Here is a 15,366-nt window from a genome sequence, read left to right on the forward strand (position 1 = left end):
GGAACAATTTGCTTGCGGTCAAGCGATGACGAGGATTTCCGCCGATTCGCCCGCTCTGGCGGCAGGCGCATGCGCGGGACGCAGGATCAGGCAGGTCGATCGGGCCAGGGTCAGCAGCATCGAACTGTCCTGGATCGTCGAGGCATAGGCGCGCCCATCCTCGAGCCGCGCCCGCAGATAATCGGTGCGGCCGCCATTGGCGGGCAGGTCTTCGCCGAGCAGCGCATGGGTCGTGACCGGCAGCGGATCGGCCGCGCCGGCGAGATGCGCGATCAGCGGCCGGACGAACAGCGTCGCGGTGACGAAGGCGGAGACGGGATTGCCGGGCAGCCCCAGCACCAGCGCCTGGCCCAGACGCCCCGCCATCATCGGCTTGCCGGGGCGAAGCGCGATGCGCCAGAAGTCGATTTCGCCGCCCGCCGCCAGCAGCGCCGGCCGCACCAGGTCGTGGTCGCCGACCGATGCGCCGCCGGTCGTCACCAGCAGGTCCGCCTCGACCGATCGGAACGCCTCGGTCAGCACGTCCAGCCGGTCGGGCAGGATGCCGAGATCGACGATCTCCACCGGCAGGTCGGCCAGCATCGCCGCCAGCATCACGCCGTTCGATTCCGGCAGCTGCGCGCCGCTGATCGGCCCGCCCGTCGGCACCAGCTCGTCGCCCGTCGCCGCCAGCGCGACGCGGACCGCGCGCCGCACGGGCAGGCTGCCTTGGCCACCGGTCGCCGCCACCGCGATCCGCGCCGGGGTCAGCCGCTCGCCCGCCGCGATCAGCCGGTCGCCGTCATGGAAGTCGAGCCCGCGCGCGCGCACGTTGCGGCCACGATGCGCCGGACCTTCGCCACCCAGCATCAGGCGCTCGCCCTCGCGCGCCGCCTCTTCCTGCACCAGCACCGTGTCGGCGCCATCGGGCAGGGCGGCGCCGGTGAAGATGCGCACCGCCTCGTCCGTTGCGACCGTCCCGGCGAACGGCCGGCCCGCCGCGCTTTCGCCGGTCACGCGCCAGGGGCCGGGCAGGTCGGCGAAGCGGATCGCATAGCCGTCCATCGCCGACAGGTCGGCCACCGGCTGCGTCCGGCGCGCGGCGATATCGGCCGCGGCCCAGCGGCCGGCGGCCTGCCGGATCGGCAGCATCTCCGTCGGGACGGGGTCGGCCAGCGCGAACAGCCGCGCCTGCGCCTCGGCTACGGGGACCAGCGTCATGCCAGCGTCCAGTCGCCGGACTTGCCACCGGATTTCGCGACGACGCGCAAGCCCTCGATCACCATCGCCTTGTCGACCGCCTTGACCATGTCATAGACGGTGAGCAACGCGACCGAGGCGGCGGTCAGCGCCTCCATCTCCACGCCGGTCTGGCCTTGCGTCTTGCAGGTCGCGCGGACGGTCACGCCGCTGCCGGTCACCGCCAGATCGATCGCGACCCGGCTGAGCGGCAGGGGGTGGCAGAGGGGGATCAGGTCGGCGGTTCGCTTCGCCGCCATGATCCCGGCGACCCGCGCCACCGCCAGCACGTCGCCCTTCCTGGCCGAGGCGTCGCGAACCAGCGCCAGCGCCTCGGATGACAGGCGGATGTGTCCCTCCGCCACCGCTTCGCGCGCGGTCGCCGGCTTGTCGCCGACATCGACCATGCGCGCCGCGCCCTGGTCGTCGAGATGAGTGAGGCCGGTCATGCCACCAGCGCGCGCGTCGCCGCCTCCACATCGTCCTGCCGCATCAGCGATTCGCCGATCAGGAAGCAGTGGACGCCATGCTCCGCCATCGCGTCGAGATCGGCGCGGCTGTTCAGACCGCTTTCGGCGACGAAGGTGCAGTCGGCCGGGGCCAGGGCCTTCAGCCGGTAGGAACGGGATACGTCGACCGAGAAGTCGCGCAGGTCGCGATTGTTGCAGCCGATCAGCCGCGAGCGGAGGCGGAGCGCCCGCTCCAGCCCGGCCTCGTCATGCACCTCGACCAGGCAGTCCATGCCCAGCTCCATCGCCGCCGCCTCGATCTCGGCAAGCTGGCCATCCTCCAGCGCCGCGACGATCAGCAGGATCGCGTCCGCCCCGATCGCCCGCGATTCGGCGGCCTGCCAGGGATCGGCCATGAAGTCCTTGCGGATCACCGGCAGCGTCACCGCCGCCCGCGCCGCGATCAGATACTCGTCGGCGCCCTGGAAGAATTGCTCGTCGGTCAGCACCGACAGGCAGGCGGCGCCGGCTGCCTGATAGGCGCGGGCATGGGCCGGCGCGTCGAAATCGGCGCGGATCAGGCCTTTGGACGGGCTGGCCTTCTTCACCTCGGCGATCAGCGCGTGACCCGGCTTGGCGTCGAGCGCGGCGCGGAAGCCGCGCGGAGGCTCGGCGGCGGCGATCCGCCGGGCGAGATCGGCATCGCTGGTGCGCGCCTTGCGGGTGGCGATCTCGCCGCGCTTATGCGCCATGATCGTGTCGAGGATGGTCATGAATAGGCGATCCAGGCAGTCAGGAGACGATGCGCCGCGCCGCTGTCGAGCGCCTCGGCGGCGATCGGCACGGCATCGGCCAGGGTGGCGGCCCGCTCGGCCAGCACCAGGGCGGCGGCGGCATTGAGCAGCACCGCGTCGCGATAGGGGCCGGCCTCGCCGTGCAAGAGGGCGTTCAGCGCCCCGGCGTTGTGGCGCGCGTCGCCGCCCCGGATCGAGTCGATCGGATGGCGGCTCAGGCCGGCATCCTCCGGCGTGACGCGCGAGGGCATCGATGCGCGGCCGACCGATACCATGATGCTGGCGCCGGCCCCGGACAGTTCGTCCAGCCCCTCCTCGCCCGAGACGACCAACGCCGCCTCGGTGCCGAGCTGTTCCAGCGCCTCCGCATAGAGGGTGGCGTAATCGGGCCGGGCGATGCCGATGAGCTGGCGGCTGACATGCGCCGGATTGGCGAGCGGGCCCATCAGGTTGAAGATGGTGCGCCGGCCGATCCGGCGGCGGATCGGCGTGATCCGCGCCATCGCCGGGTGATGATTGGCGGCGAAGAGGAAGCAGATGCCGAGATCGGACAGGCTGCGCTCGGCGGTCGCGCCGGCCACCGCCATGTCGAGGCCCAGCGCCTCCAGCGTGTCCGCCGCGCCCGCCTTGGACGAGGCCGCCCGGTTGCCATGCTTGGCGACGGGCACGCCGCAGGCCGCGACGACCAGCGCCACCGCCGTCGAGACGTTGAGCGTATGATGGCCGTCGCCGCCGGTTCCGCACACGTCGATCGCGCCGGGCGGGGCGTCGATCGGGATCAGCCGCTGGCGGAGCGCGCGCGCCGCCTCGGCGATCTCGAGCGAGGTTTCGCCGCGTTCGGCGAGCGCGGTCAGGAACCAGGCGACCTGCTCGTCATCGGCGCGACCGTCGAGCAGGTCGGCAAAGGCCAGCGCCGCACTCTCGCGCGCCAGCGGGCTCGCGGGATCGGGCAGCAGGGCGGTGCTGGTCATGCGGCCGTCACCCGATCCTCGTCCACCGCGATGCCGGCGTCGCGCAGGAAATTGGCGAGCATCGCATGGCCATGTTCGGTGGCGATGCTCTCCGGATGGAACTGCACGCCGTGGATGGGCAGGTCGCGGTGGCGGAAGCCCATCACCACGCCGTCCTCGGTGCGGGCATTGACCGACAGCGATTCGGGAATGTCGTTGACGATCAGCGAGTGATAGCGCGTCGCCGTGAAGGGCGAGGGGAGGCCGGCGAACAGTCCGGTCCCGTCGTGCAGCACCGGCGACGTCTTGCCGTGCATCAGCCCGCCGCGCTCCACCCGGCCGCCGAAGTGCTGGCCGATCGCCTGATGGCCCAGGCATACGCCGAGCAGCGGCCGCCGTTCGGCGGCGCATGCCTCGACCAGGTCGAGGGACACGCCCGCCTCATTGGGGGTGCAGGGACCGGGCGAGATCAGGAACGCTTCCGCTCCCGAGGACAGCGCCTGGCCTGCGGAGATGGCGTCGTTGCGCACCACCTCCACCACCGTCCCCAGCTCTTGGAGATAATGGACCAGGTTCCAGGTGAAGCTGTCGTAATTGTCGACGACGAGGATCATGAGCGCTGCCATAGCGGCCATACACATTCCCGCAAACCCACGGGAGCTATGTGGGGTGGCAATCGTTCTATCCCGGCCTCAAGGAGTCGCGTGCATGTCCCGCCTGAACCCAAGTCTGTTCCTTTCCCTCGCGGCCGGTGCGCTGACGCTGTTGCCCGTCGTCGCGCAAGCGCAGGCGGCCGAGGGCAAGCCACCGCAGCGCGTGCGCAGCGTCACCCTTCAGGGAAATCAGGCCTGTCCGACCTCGACCGGCGACGAGATCGTCGTCTGCACGCGCAACGACGAGCCGTATCGCATCCCCAAGGGCTTGCGCGACAGCGGCCCGATCGCGGCGCAGAACCAGAGCTGGGTGAACCGCGCCGCGCAGATCGACGATGTCAGCCGCACGGCCGGCGGCCTGCCCGACACCTGTTCGCCGGTCGGCTCCGGCGGCCAGACCGGCTGTTCGATGATGTGGAACCGCAATTGGGCCGCCGAGCGGCGGGCGATCCAGCAGCAGGAGCAAGCCGGCCGCTGAACCCGATCGACCGGGACGGCGATCCGTTCCGGTCAGCCCGGCATCCGGGCGGCGACGAAGTCGGTCAGCGCCCCGAACGTCTCCAGCATGTCGCCATCGACCTCGTCATCCTCGATCAGGATGCCGAGCCGGTCCTCCAGCTCGGTCAGCACGCCGGCCACCGCCATCGAATCGAGCTCGGGCAGCGCGCCGAACAGCGGCGTGTCCGCGTCGAAGGCGGCGACCCGCTCCGCCGACAGGCCCAGAGTGTCGCCCAGCACCTGCCGCACCGCTTGATCGGCCGTCTGCTTCGTCGCCACGCCGTCCTTCTCCCCGTTCCATATTCGAATGATTGGGGCCGCATTAGGCGGCGGGGGTGAAATCGGCAACGGCCCCGCGCTATGAGGGTGACGTGACCGACCTCGACCCGATCGCCCGTCCATTGGACCATCTGCCCGCCCGTGGCGCGTCCGATGCCCCCGCCCTGACCGACCGGGCGGGATCGCTGAGCTTCCGCGAACTCGACCATGCTATCGGTGCGCTCGCGGCCTGGCTGGCGGCGCGCGCGGGGTCCGGCGACCGGGTGGCGAGCTGGCTGCCCAAGACCCGGGTCGCCTGTATCCTGCCGCTGGCGGCGGCGCGAGCGGGGCTGGTGCACGTGCCGGTCAACCCGGCGCTGCGGCGGGCGCAGGTCGCGCATGTCCTGGCCGATAGCGGCGCGACGTTGTTGATCAGCCAGCCCGCGCGGCTCGCCACGCTGGCCCCCGAAGACCTGCCGCCGGTGATGGGCACGGCCGTGGAGGCGGATTGCCCGATGGACGGACCGGGCCTGACCGCATCGATGGCGGACCCGGCGGCGCTGGCGGCGATCCTCTACACCTCCGGCTCAACCGGGCGGCCCAAGGGGGTGATGCTGTCCCACGCCAATCTGTGGCTGGGGGCCATCTCGGTCGCCCATTATCTGCGCCTGACCCCGGCCGACCGGGTGCTGGCGGTGCTGCCCCTGTCGTTCGACTATGGCCAGAACCAGTTGCTGTCGACTTGGGCCGCCGGGGCCAGCGTCGTGCCGCTCGACTATCTGGCGGCACGCGACGTGGTGAAGGCGGTCGTACGTTTCGACGCGACGACGCTGGCCGGGGTGCCGCCGCTCTGGGTGCAGCTTCTGGAGGCGGACTGGCCGGCGGGGACGGCGGCGAGCCTGCGGCGGCTGACCAATTCGGGCGGTGCCCTGACCCCGCGCATGGTGCGGGCACTGCGCGATCGTTTTCCTCGGGCCGACCTCTATCCCATGTACGGCCTGACCGAGGCGTTCCGCTCCACCTATCTCGACCCCGCGCTGGTCGACGCGCATCCCGACTCGATCGGCCGCGCCATTCCCTTCGCCGCCGTCGCGCCGGTCCGCGCGGATGGTCGTCGCGCCGCCCCCGGCGAGCCGGGCGAGCTGGTCCATGCCGGGCCGCTGGTCGCGCAAGGCTATTGGCAGGATGCGGAGCGGACCGCGCATCGCTTCCGCCCGGCGCCGCCCTGGCTGGGCGAGGGGATGGCGGTCTGGTCGGGCGACACGGTGGTCGAGGATGCGATGGGGCTGCTGCGCTTCGTCGGTCGCGACGACGAGATGATCAAGGTCGCCGGCAATCGCGTCAGCCCGCAGGAGGTGGAGGAGGCGATCCTGTCCGGCGGCGAAGCGCTGGAGGCGGTGGCGGTCGGCGTTCGCGACGACCGGCTGGGCCAGGCGATCGTCGCGATGGTGGCGGGCGACGCGGCGCGGGAGGCAGGATTGCGCACCCGGTTGCGCGCGGAATTGCCCAGCTTCCTCCAGCCGCAGCAGTATCGCTGGTTCGCGGAACTGCCGCGCAACGCCAATGGCAAGCTCGACCGCGCCGCCCTCCGCCGGCTCGCAACGGAATAGGCGGCGCGGCCGGTCGGTCAGGCCGGCACCATCCGATGCCGCCGCCGCAGCGTGACGCCGGTCAGCGCGAAGCCCATCAGCATCATCGCCCAGGTCGACGGCTCCGGAACCGAGGCGACGAACGCGTCGACGGCCCGGCGCGCGCGGTCCGGCGCGTCGGCGAACACGCCGTCCACCCCGGCCCGGAGGAAGGCGAGGAACTCGGCCTGGTCGTCGCCATAGGCGTTGGCGCCGCCGCCCGTGCGCAGGTTCGTCGGCAGGAAGGTGTTTTCGGGGCGGAAGGTATAGGGCACCACCTCCAGCCCGGCGCGATGGGCGTCGGCGATCACCGAGGTCGGGCTGGTCAGCGCGCCGCTGCTGTCGCGGGGGATCAGCACATTCTTCTCCGGGCTCAGCACATCGGCATAGGCGCGCATCGCGGTCAGCCCGGTTTCGGTCAGCAGGTCGCCATAGGTGCGCCGGTCGCCCGCCAGCACGAAGTCATAGGGGCGGGCCCCGCGCGAGGTCATGAGCTGGACCAGCCGGACATCGGTCATCTGGTTCAGCTCGATCAGGTTCGCGACCTCGAACGACTGGATCAGCACGCGCGCGTCGGCGCCGTCATAGCCATTGGCCTTCAGCGTCGCGACCAGCGGCTCCTCCAGCGACAAGCCGACCCGGTCGAAATAGCTGGGATGCTTGGTTTCCGGGATGATGCCGATCGGGCGGCCGGTCTCCGCCTCCTTGCGCTTCACCAGGTCGATCACCTCCTGCAGGGTCGGCACCTCGAACTGGCCGTCATAGCGCGCGCTGCCCGGACGCGTGCCGGGAATGCGTTCCTCGGCGCGCAACGTCTTGAGCTCGGCGAGCGTGAAATCCTCGGTGAACCAGCCGGTCACGCGATATCCGTCGATCGTCTTGGTGGTGCGGCGGGAGGCGAATTCGGGGCGGCTGGCGACATCGGTGGTGCCGCCGATCTCATTCTCGTGCCGGGCGACGAGGATGCCGTCCTTGGTCGAGACCAGGTCCGGCTCGACATAGTCGGCGCCCTGGTCGATCGCCAGTTCATAGGAGGCGAGGGTATGTTCGGGGCGATAGGCGCTGGCGCCGCGATGGCCATAGACGGTCGGCGTCCTGGCGGCGCGGGCGGCATCGATCGCGGTCAGGCCGAGCAGCATCGGCGCGGCGAGAAGGACGGTGGCGAAACGGAACGGACGTGGCATGGGTGATCTCCCTGTCACCGCCGGATCGTTCGTCGCCCGGCGGCGATCTTGGTTAATCACCATTTCGGTGAGATTCGCGTGACGCGCGGATAACGCTTTTATGACGCGATCATCATGGTCGCCGGAGGATCGGAGATGACCGCCACCACCGCCAAGCCGACCGGCCCGATCCCGGCCGCCTTCGCCGAGACCATGGGCGACCTGCGCATCGCCGGCCGTCGCGCCGGCGATTGGGCGGAGGCGGGGACGCCGGTCTTCGTCTACGACCCGGCGATCGTCGCAGGGCAGGCCGCGCGGTTCCGGGCGGCCTTTCCCGGCATCGACCTTCATTATGCGATCAAGGCCAATCCGCTGCCCGAGTGGCTGGCGGCGATCGCGCCGATGATGGACGGTCTGGATGTCGCCTCCGCCGGCGAATTGGCGCGCGCGCTGGCGGTGAAGCCGGCGGCGGCGATCAGCTTCGCCGGTCCCGGCAAGCGCGACGACGAACTGGCCGCGGCGATCGCGGCCGGGGTGACGCTGAACCTGGAGTCGGAGGGCGAGGCCGACCGCGCACTTGCCATCGCCGATCGGCAGGGGGTGACGCCGCGTCTGGCGGTGCGGGTCAACCCGGACATCGAGCTGCGGGGATCGGGGATGCGAATGGGGGGGCGGCCATCGCCCTTCGGTATCGATGCGGTGCGGGTGCCGGCGCTGGTCCGGCGATTGGTGGCGGCGGGGGCGGACTGGCGCGGCTTCCATGTCTATGCCGGCAGCCAGGCATTGTCGGCGGACGCGGTGGCGGAGACGCAGGCAGCGACGGTCGCGCTTGCCGCCCGGCTCGCAGAGGATGCGGGAGCCGCGCCGCCGCTGGTCAATCTGGGCGGTGGCTTCGGCGTGCCCTATTTCGCCGGGGACGGGGCGCTCGACGGTGATACGGTGGGTGCCCGGCTGGCGGAAACCCTGGCCGCACGACCGGCGATCCTCGCCGACAGCCGCTTCGCGATCGAGCTTGGCCGCTGGCTGGTCGCGGAGGCGGGCGTCTATCTGGCGCGGGTCGTGGATCGCAAAGAGAGCGGCGGCGAGACCTTCCTGATCCTGGATGGCGGCCTGCATCACCAACTGGCCGCCTCCGGCAATTTCGGCACGGTCGTCCGCCGCAACTATCCGTTGGCGGTCGCGCACCGGATGGGGGCGGTGGCCGAGGAGGTGGTCAGCGTGGTCGGGCCGCTCTGCACCCCGCTCGACCGGCTCGGTGATCGGGTGGCGCTGCCGCGGACGGCGGTCGGCGACCTGATCGTCCTTTTCCTGGCGGGGGCTTATGGCGCGACCGCCAGCCCCGCTTCCTTTCTCGGTCATCCCCCGGCACGCGAGGTGGTGGCACGCTGAAACAGGACCGGATCGAGCAGGAACCCGCTTGCATCCTGGATGCTATCGCGCTGAATTGAGGAAACGACCCCGGGGAGCGGGTCGATGATCCATAGGGGGGATGCCATCATGATCCGAACGGTTTGCGCGCTTACCGCCGAGTCCATGAGCCTCGCGGCCACGGCGCAGACCGCACCGGCGGGGGGCGGCCTGCTCGACAAGGCGGTGAACCAGCCGGGGACGAGCTGGACGTTCTACGGCGACAGATACAAGGCGAAGGCGACCAAGGCCGCCGGCATTCCAGGCGATGAAGCGGTGCACGTCACCATCGCCGCCAAGGGGGCCAATCCCTGGGACATCGGCGCGACCAGCGCGTCGGTGAAGCCGGTCCAGGCGAACGATACCATGCTGCTCGCCGTCTACCTTCGCGCGCCCGACGCGGGCGAGGGCCAGACGATCGACCTGCCGATCGGCATCGGCGAGGCCGCCGCCCCTTACGGCGTCGTCGCGCAGGACGTGGCCAAGGTCGGACCAGGCTGGAAACTCTATTATGCCTCGGGCCGTGCGGGGAAGGCCTATGCGCCCGGCGCGATCCGCGCCACCGTGCATCTGGCCGGCGCGAAGCAGGTGGTGGAACTGGGCCCCGTCTTCCTGCTCGACATGGGGGCGAACCAGGATCCGGCCAAGCTGCCGCATAACTGACAAGCGGGTGGCGTCCCCGTCGCGCTTCGCCTAGTCTGACGAAAGGTATGAAGGCGAGGGTGATGGACGATCAGCATTGGGGCCTGACGGCGCGGCCGTTCCAACTCACGCCCGACGCGCGCTTCTGGTTCGAGACCGCGACGCATCGCAAGGCCATGGCCTATCTCGGCTATGGCCTGGCGCAGGGCGAGGGGTTCATCGTCGTGACCGGCGAGGTCGGCGCCGGCAAGACGACGCTGGTCGGCCATCTACTCGGCACGATTGACGAATCGCGGCTCAATCCGATCCGCATCGTCTCCACCGCCGTCGCGCCCGAGGACCTGCTGCGCACCGTCGCGTTGCAGCTCGACGCCGACCCGGTGGACCTGACCAAGGCGGAACTGCTGGCGGTGATCGAGCAGGGCCTGCACGCGGTCGCGCGCAGCGGCCGCCGCACCCTGCTGGTGGTCGACGAGGCGCAGGCGCTGCCGCTCGAATCGCTGGAGGAGCTGCGGATGCTCTCCAACTTCCAGGCGGGGGGCTATGCGCTGCTCCAGATCCTGCTGCTCGGCCAGCCGGAATTCCGGGACCGGTTGAACGACGGTGCGGGGCTGGAGCAGTTGCGCCAGCGGATCATCGCCAGCCATCATCTGGAGGCGATGGAGCCGCACGAAGTCGCCAGTTATATCGCCCATCGGCTGACCGTCGTCGGCTGGACCGGCCGCCCCGATTTTTCCGAGGACAGTTTCGACGCGCTCCACGAGGCGTCGGGCGGCATCCCGCGTCGGCTGAACCAGATCGCGTCGCGCGTCATGCTCCATGCCGCGCTGACCGGCGAGGAGGTGGTCGACGCCGATATCGTCGGGATGGTGCTCGCCGACCTGGCCGAGGATCTGCCGGGCGTGGTCCGCTCCGCCATCGCGCGGGTGGGCGAGGTTCCGCCGACCGATCCCACGGCGCGCCTGGCGGCGCTGGAGGCACGGGTGGAGGAGCAGGAAACGGTGCTGCGTCGCGTGCTGACCATGTTGATCGACTGGGTCGAGACCGATCCGCCGCGGGCCATCGTCTCGGACAAGACCGGGGTGCGTGGCTGGCGCGCATCGAACGACGCGGCCTGACCGGTCCGGCCCGAACGCCGGTGGAGCGTCGCGCCCGGCCGTGATAACGGCGGCCGGGCATGACCCATCCGACGCTTTATCTTCCTTGCATCAGCCCTGCTCCTGACCTGTATCCCGTCTGGGAGCGGCGCTGATGGGCGGCATCGCCGGCCTGTTCCATCCGGCCACGCCCAAGCCGGTCGATCCCGCCCGACTGCGCCGGATGCTCGCCACCCAGGCACATCGCGGGCCGGGCGGCGAGGGGGTGTGGACCGCGCCGGGCGTCGCGCTCGGCTGCAACCGGCCGGCGGGTGTCGCCGCGCTGCGCACCGAGGCGTCGCTCACCGTCGTCCATGACGGCGCGATCCTCAATGCCGAGGCGCTGCGACGCGGGCTGGAGGCGGACGGGGTCGGCTTCGAAAGCGCCGACGATGCGGAACTGCTGCTCGCCGGCTGGCGACGCTGGGGGCCGGCGCTGCCCGAACATATCGAGGGCGAGGTCGCCCTGGCGCTCTATGATGCCGGGCGCGGGTTGCTGTTCCTGTCCCGCGACCGGATCGGGGCCAAGCCGCTGCATCTCGCGGAGCTGTCCGACGGCTCGATCGCCTTCGCCTCGGAACTGAAGGGGCTGCTGGCGCACCCGCTGCTGCGTCGCGTACCCGACATCACCGCGGTCGAGGATTTCCTCGCCTATGGCTATGTGCCCGACGATGCCTGCCTGGTCGCGGGCGTCGCCAAGCTGCCGGCGGCGCACCGGCTGACCATCGCGCGGGGCCGGCCGATCGTCGGGCCGGAACGCTGGTGGCAGTGGGAGGGCGGTGCTCGGCTCAAGGGGGCGACGGCGGATGTGGCGGGGCAATGGGGCGACCTGCTCCGCCGCTCGGTGCGCAGCCGCATGATCGGCGCGGACGGGGCGTTGTTGTCGGGCGATGCGGACAGCGCGGCGGTGGTGGCGCTGATGGCGGAGGCAAGCCCGCGCGCGGTCCGCACGCTGGGCACCGGTCCGGCGGCGGAGCAGATCGCCCGGCGCTTCGCGACCGATCACGTCGACGCGCCGCCCTTCGAACACGGGCCCGACGATGCCGAGATGCTGGCGGTGCTGTTCGACGAGCCGTTCGCCGATCCCCGCGCGATCCGGGATTTCGCCAGCGCCGACGCGGCGCGCGACACGATGGCGGTCGCGCTGCTCGGCATGGGCGGTGCGCTGGCCATGGCGGATGGCGAGCGGCACCGCCGGCTGGTGCGTGGCGAGCGGTTGCGCGCGCTGCTGCATATCCGCGTGCGCCAGCCCTTGTTCACGCGGCTGGGGGCGATCTGGCCGGACAGGGATGGTCGGACCCGGCTGGAGGCGCTCGCGCTGGAGGGGGCGGAGGCCTATGCCCGACATCTGGCGATCACGCCGCGCGTCTGGCGCGAACGGCTGTTCACGCCGGCCGCGCGTCATGCGCTGGGCGGCCATCGTGCCGAGCAGCGCTATGTCGATGCCATGGCGGCGGCTCCTGCCAGCCACCCGCTCGACCGGGCATTGCACGCCGATCTCGCCATTGCGCTACCCGGTCAGTGGCTCGCGCGGGCGGATCGCAGCGCGATGGCGGCGGGGCTGGAACTACGCCTGCCGCTGCTCGACCATCGTCTGCTGCGATGTTCGGCACGGCTGCCGATCGCGCTGCGGCGGGGCGGCGGGGCGGGGCGCGACGTGCTGGGCCGCGCACTCGCCTCCTATCTGCCGGGCGACGCCTTGCGCCAGCCGGTCGAGGACGGGTGGCGTGCGCCCGCCGGCGATCTGGCGGCGGCGCTGGGCGGTGCGACGCTGCTGGCGGAGACGGGCTGGTTCGATCCGGTCGCGCTCACGACGATGGTCGAGGCGCATCGCGGCGGCGATGCCGATCATGGCGCGACCCTGTGGCAGATGCTGGTGCTGGAACAGGCACTTCGCCGGCTGTTTCCCTGACGGCCTCGGCTTGTGTCGCCTTCGCGGCTCGCATAGGACGGCGGGCGATGGCGGCCCTGCCTTTATCGAATAGCGAGATCCGGTAGCCCGATGACAAAGGCCCCTTCCGACCTGCGGGTCACCGCCGTGCTGGTCAATTATCGCACGCCCGACCTGACGCTGGAATGCCTGCGCGCCCTGTCGCGCGAACGCGGCGCCCTGGGGGCGCTCGACGCGATCGTGGTCGATGGCGGGTCGGGCGACGGCTCGGCCGAGGTGCTGGGCGGTGCCTTGTCCGCGCCCGCCTTCGCCGATTGGGTGACCTTGTTGCCGATGGCGTTCAACGGCGGCTTCGGCTGGGCGAACAACCAGGCGATCCGCCACGCGCTGGGCCGCGCCAACCCGCCGGACTTCCTCTATATCGTCAATCCCGACGCGGTACCGGAACCCGGTGCGCTGGTCCGCCTGGTCCAGGCGCTGATCGACGCGCCCGACGCCGCCGCCGCCGGCAGCCTGCTCGTCGATGAGGAAGGGCGCGCGCTGGGCTCCGCCTTCCGCTTCCCGACCGTCAGGGGCGAGTTCCTGCGCGGCGCGGGGACGCCGGCGCTCGGCCGGCTGCTGCGGGCGCCGATCCCGCTGGTCACCGCGCCCGGCGACCGGCCGGTGGAGGCCGATTGGGTCACGGGCGCGAGCGTGCTGATGCGGGCCGAGACGCTGCGGCAGGTGGGCCTGTTCGACGAAGGCTTCTTCCTCTATTTCGAGGAGGTCGAATTGATGCACCGCTTCCACCGCGCCGGCTGGCGCGCGTTGCACGTACCGGCCAGCCGCGTCGTCCATGCCGGCGGCGCGTCGACGGGCGTGAAGAACGGCGCGAGCGCGCAGCGTGCCTTGCCCGATTACTGGTTCCGCTCGCGCCGCCGCTTCTTCGCGCGTGCCTATGGCGCCTCGGCGGCGCGCGCCTCCGGCTTGGCCTGGATCGCCGGCAAGGCGGTCTGGGATTTCCGCTGCAGGATCGGCCTGGGTCGCGCCCATGCCCATGCACCGGGCGAGCGGGAGGCGCTGATCCGCAACGGCCTGTCCGCTTCCGACACCGACCGGCGATCGGCGGTGGCGGCCTGGGACAGCGCGGCCGGTCGGCTGCCGGCCTGGAAGGAGTGGGAATGACCGCCGCCTCCATCGCGATCGTGGCGATCGGCCGCAACGAGGGCGAGCGGCTGAAGGCGTGTCTCCGCTCGCTGCCGGCCGACGCGCATCGCATCTATGTCGATTCCGGCTCGACCGATGGCAGCGTCGCCTTTGCGGAAGGGCAGGGCGTGACCGTCGTGACCCTGCCGCCGGCGACCCGGTTCACCGCCGCGCTGGCCCGCAATGCCGGGCTCGCCGAGGCGGGGGAGCTGGAATTCGTGCAGTTCCTGGACGGCGACTGTGCGCTCGATCCCGCCTGGCTGGATCGGGCGGTGGCCGCGCTCCGGGCCGATCCGGCACTGGCGGTGGTATTCGGCCGGCGGCGCGAGCGCTTTCCCGAGCGCAGCGTCTATAACCGGATGTGCGACGACGAATGGAACGTGCCGGTCGGCGAGGCCGCGGCCTGTGGCGGCGACGCGCTGTTCCGGCGCGCGGCCATCGCCGGGGTGGGGGGCTATAATCCCGATCTGATCGCGGGCGAGGAGCCGGACCTGTGCCTGCGGATGCGCCAACAGGGCTGGCGGGTGCGCCGCATCGATGCGGAGATGACGCTGCACGACGCGGCGATGACGCATATCCGCCAATGGTGGCGGCGCAGCGAGCGGTCCGGCCATGCCTTTGCCGAGCATGTCCAGCGGCACGGCGCCAAGGCCGATCCGGTCTGGCGCCAGCAGGTGCGCAGCATCCTGGCCTGGGGCGTGGCGCTGCCGCTGGTGGTCCTGGCGGCGGGGCTGGTGCTGGGCTGGTGGGCGGCGGGACTGGTGGCGTTGCTCTATCCGTTCCAGGTCGCCCGTATCGCGCGGCGGATGCAGCGCGGGCGTGGCTATGATCGCGGCTTCGCGCTCCGCTATGCGCATTTCCTGGTGCTGGGGAAGTTCGCCCAGGCGAAGGGGATGCTCGGCTATCACGCCAAGCGGCTGACCGGGCGGCGCAGCACGCTGATCGAATATAAGGGCGCGGAGCCGGTGGCATGAGCTTCGCGGCGCTTCGCCGTCAGATCGCGGCAGACTGGCGGGCACATGGCCGCGACTGGACGCGGCCCGGTTTCCGCACGCTCGCGGTCTATCGCTTCGGCGTGTGGCGGATGGGGGTGGGGCCCAAGCCGCTGCGGCTGCCGCTGTCGATGCTCTACAACGCGGCGTTCCGCTATTGCCGCAACATCTATGGCATCGAACTGCCCTATACTGCGCAGGTCGGGCAGGGCGTGGTGATCGAGCATCAGGGCGGCATCGTCATCCATGGCTCGACCGTGATCGGCGATCGCTGCATCATCCGCCAGAACTGCACGCTCGGCGTCCGCACCCTCGACCGGCTGGGCGACGCGCCGATCCTGGGCGACGACGTCCATATCGGTGCGGGCGCGGTGATCCTGGGCCGGGTACGGATCGGCACGGGCGCGGCGATCGGCGCCAATGCCGTGGTGCTGAAGGACGTGCCCCCCGGTGCGCTGGCGATCGGCGTGCCGGCGGAGATCCGGCTGCGGGGCTGAAGCCC

16 protein-coding genes are annotated in these 15,366 nt (G+C 71.3%); 9 read left to right on the forward strand and 7 right to left on the reverse strand.

Going from position 1 to position 15,366, the window contains the following annotated elements; genetic code table 11:
* Positions 1-18 precede the first annotated feature (18 nt).
* Genes BRX43_RS12485 through BRX43_RS12505 form a run of 5 tightly spaced genes read right to left on the reverse strand, consistent with a single transcriptional unit; the run spans position 19 to position 4,025 of the window.
* Positions 19-1,200 (reverse strand): molybdopterin molybdotransferase MoeA, encoded by a 1,182-nt coding sequence (locus tag BRX43_RS12485; protein WP_125995336.1) that lies wholly within the window; start codon positions 1,198-1,200, stop codon positions 19-21.
* Positions 1,197-1,667 (reverse strand): cyclic pyranopterin monophosphate synthase MoaC, encoded by a 471-nt coding sequence (moaC, locus tag BRX43_RS12490; protein WP_125995338.1) that lies wholly within the window; start codon positions 1,665-1,667, stop codon positions 1,197-1,199. The genes BRX43_RS12485 and moaC overlap by 4 nt, the downstream gene beginning before the upstream one ends.
* The gene (trpC, locus tag BRX43_RS12495) at positions 1,664-2,440 is read right to left on the reverse strand and encodes an indole-3-glycerol phosphate synthase TrpC (protein WP_125995340.1); all 777 of its coding nucleotides are present in this window, start codon (positions 2,438-2,440) and stop codon (positions 1,664-1,666) included. Before trpC ends, moaC begins: the two co-directional genes overlap by 4 nt.
* Positions 2,437-3,432 carry an anthranilate phosphoribosyltransferase gene (trpD, locus tag BRX43_RS12500; protein ID WP_125995342.1) on the reverse strand — a complete coding sequence of 332 codons (996 nt, stop codon included), beginning with the start codon at positions 3,430-3,432 and terminating at the stop codon, positions 2,437-2,439. The genes trpC and trpD overlap by 4 nt, the downstream gene beginning before the upstream one ends.
* Positions 3,429-4,025, reverse strand: coding sequence for an aminodeoxychorismate/anthranilate synthase component II (locus BRX43_RS12505; RefSeq protein ID WP_125995344.1), 597 nt, complete (start codon positions 4,023-4,025; stop codon positions 3,429-3,431). Before BRX43_RS12505 ends, trpD begins: the two co-directional genes overlap by 4 nt.
* Positions 4,026-4,119: 94 nt before the next feature.
* Here BRX43_RS12505 and BRX43_RS12510 point away from each other — a divergent pair, with 94 nt between their 5' ends.
* The gene (locus tag BRX43_RS12510; protein WP_241214930.1) at positions 4,120-4,542 is read left to right on the forward strand and encodes a hypothetical protein; all 423 of its coding nucleotides are present in this window, start codon (positions 4,120-4,122) and stop codon (positions 4,540-4,542) included.
* Positions 4,543-4,574: 32 nt separating this feature from the next.
* Here BRX43_RS12510 and BRX43_RS12515 read toward each other — a convergent pair whose 3' ends face one another.
* The gene (locus tag BRX43_RS12515) at positions 4,575-4,841 is read right to left on the reverse strand and encodes an acyl carrier protein (RefSeq protein ID WP_241214931.1); all 267 of its coding nucleotides are present in this window, start codon (positions 4,839-4,841) and stop codon (positions 4,575-4,577) included.
* A 92-nt stretch (positions 4,842-4,933) separates the two neighbouring features.
* Here BRX43_RS12515 and BRX43_RS12520 point away from each other — a divergent pair, with 92 nt between their 5' ends.
* Positions 4,934-6,430: an acyl-CoA ligase (AMP-forming), exosortase A system-associated gene (locus BRX43_RS12520; protein WP_125995348.1), complete on the forward strand. Its 1,497-nt coding sequence runs from the start codon at positions 4,934-4,936 to the stop codon at positions 6,428-6,430.
* Between the two features lie 17 nt (positions 6,431-6,447).
* Here the strand turns inward: BRX43_RS12520 and BRX43_RS20870 are convergent, their stop codons facing one another.
* On the reverse strand, positions 6,448-7,632 hold the full coding sequence (locus tag BRX43_RS20870) for a glycerophosphodiester phosphodiesterase family protein (protein WP_125995350.1): 1,185 nt from the start codon (positions 7,630-7,632) through the stop codon (positions 6,448-6,450).
* Positions 7,633-7,767: 135 nt separating this feature from the next.
* Here BRX43_RS20870 and BRX43_RS12530 point away from each other — a divergent pair, with 135 nt between their 5' ends.
* From BRX43_RS12530 to BRX43_RS12560, 7 genes are all read left to right on the forward strand, one after another.
* Positions 7,768-9,000 carry a pyridoxal-dependent decarboxylase, exosortase A system-associated gene (locus BRX43_RS12530; RefSeq protein WP_125995352.1) on the forward strand — a complete coding sequence of 411 codons (1,233 nt, stop codon included), beginning with the start codon at positions 7,768-7,770 and terminating at the stop codon, positions 8,998-9,000.
* A gap of 144 nt (positions 9,001-9,144) precedes the next feature.
* Positions 9,145-9,681, forward strand: a complete 537-nt coding sequence (locus BRX43_RS12535; protein ID WP_125995354.1) for a hypothetical protein — start codon at positions 9,145-9,147, stop codon at positions 9,679-9,681.
* A 62-nt stretch (positions 9,682-9,743) separates the two neighbouring features.
* Positions 9,744-10,778, forward strand: a complete 1,035-nt coding sequence (locus BRX43_RS12540; protein ID WP_125995356.1) for an AAA family ATPase — start codon at positions 9,744-9,746, stop codon at positions 10,776-10,778.
* Between the two features lie 133 nt (positions 10,779-10,911).
* Positions 10,912-12,708, forward strand: coding sequence for an asparagine synthetase B (locus BRX43_RS12545; RefSeq protein WP_125995358.1), 1,797 nt, complete (start codon positions 10,912-10,914; stop codon positions 12,706-12,708).
* A 90-nt stretch (positions 12,709-12,798) separates the two neighbouring features.
* On the forward strand, positions 12,799-13,851 hold the full coding sequence (locus tag BRX43_RS12550) for a glycosyltransferase family 2 protein (protein WP_241214932.1): 1,053 nt from the start codon (positions 12,799-12,801) through the stop codon (positions 13,849-13,851).
* Positions 13,848-14,846, forward strand: coding sequence for a glycosyltransferase (locus tag BRX43_RS12555; RefSeq protein ID WP_125995360.1), 999 nt, complete (start codon positions 13,848-13,850; stop codon positions 14,844-14,846). Before BRX43_RS12550 ends, BRX43_RS12555 begins: the two co-directional genes overlap by 4 nt.
* On the forward strand, positions 14,843-15,361 hold the full coding sequence (locus BRX43_RS12560) for a serine acetyltransferase (RefSeq protein WP_125995362.1): 519 nt from the start codon (positions 14,843-14,845) through the stop codon (positions 15,359-15,361). Before BRX43_RS12555 ends, BRX43_RS12560 begins: the two co-directional genes overlap by 4 nt.
* Positions 15,362-15,366: the final 5 nt, after the last annotated feature.

It is taken from the genome of Sphingomonas sp. S-NIH.Pt15_0812, from assembly GCF_003951315.1.
Taxonomy (GTDB): Bacteria; Pseudomonadota; Alphaproteobacteria; order Sphingomonadales; family Sphingomonadaceae; genus Sphingomonas.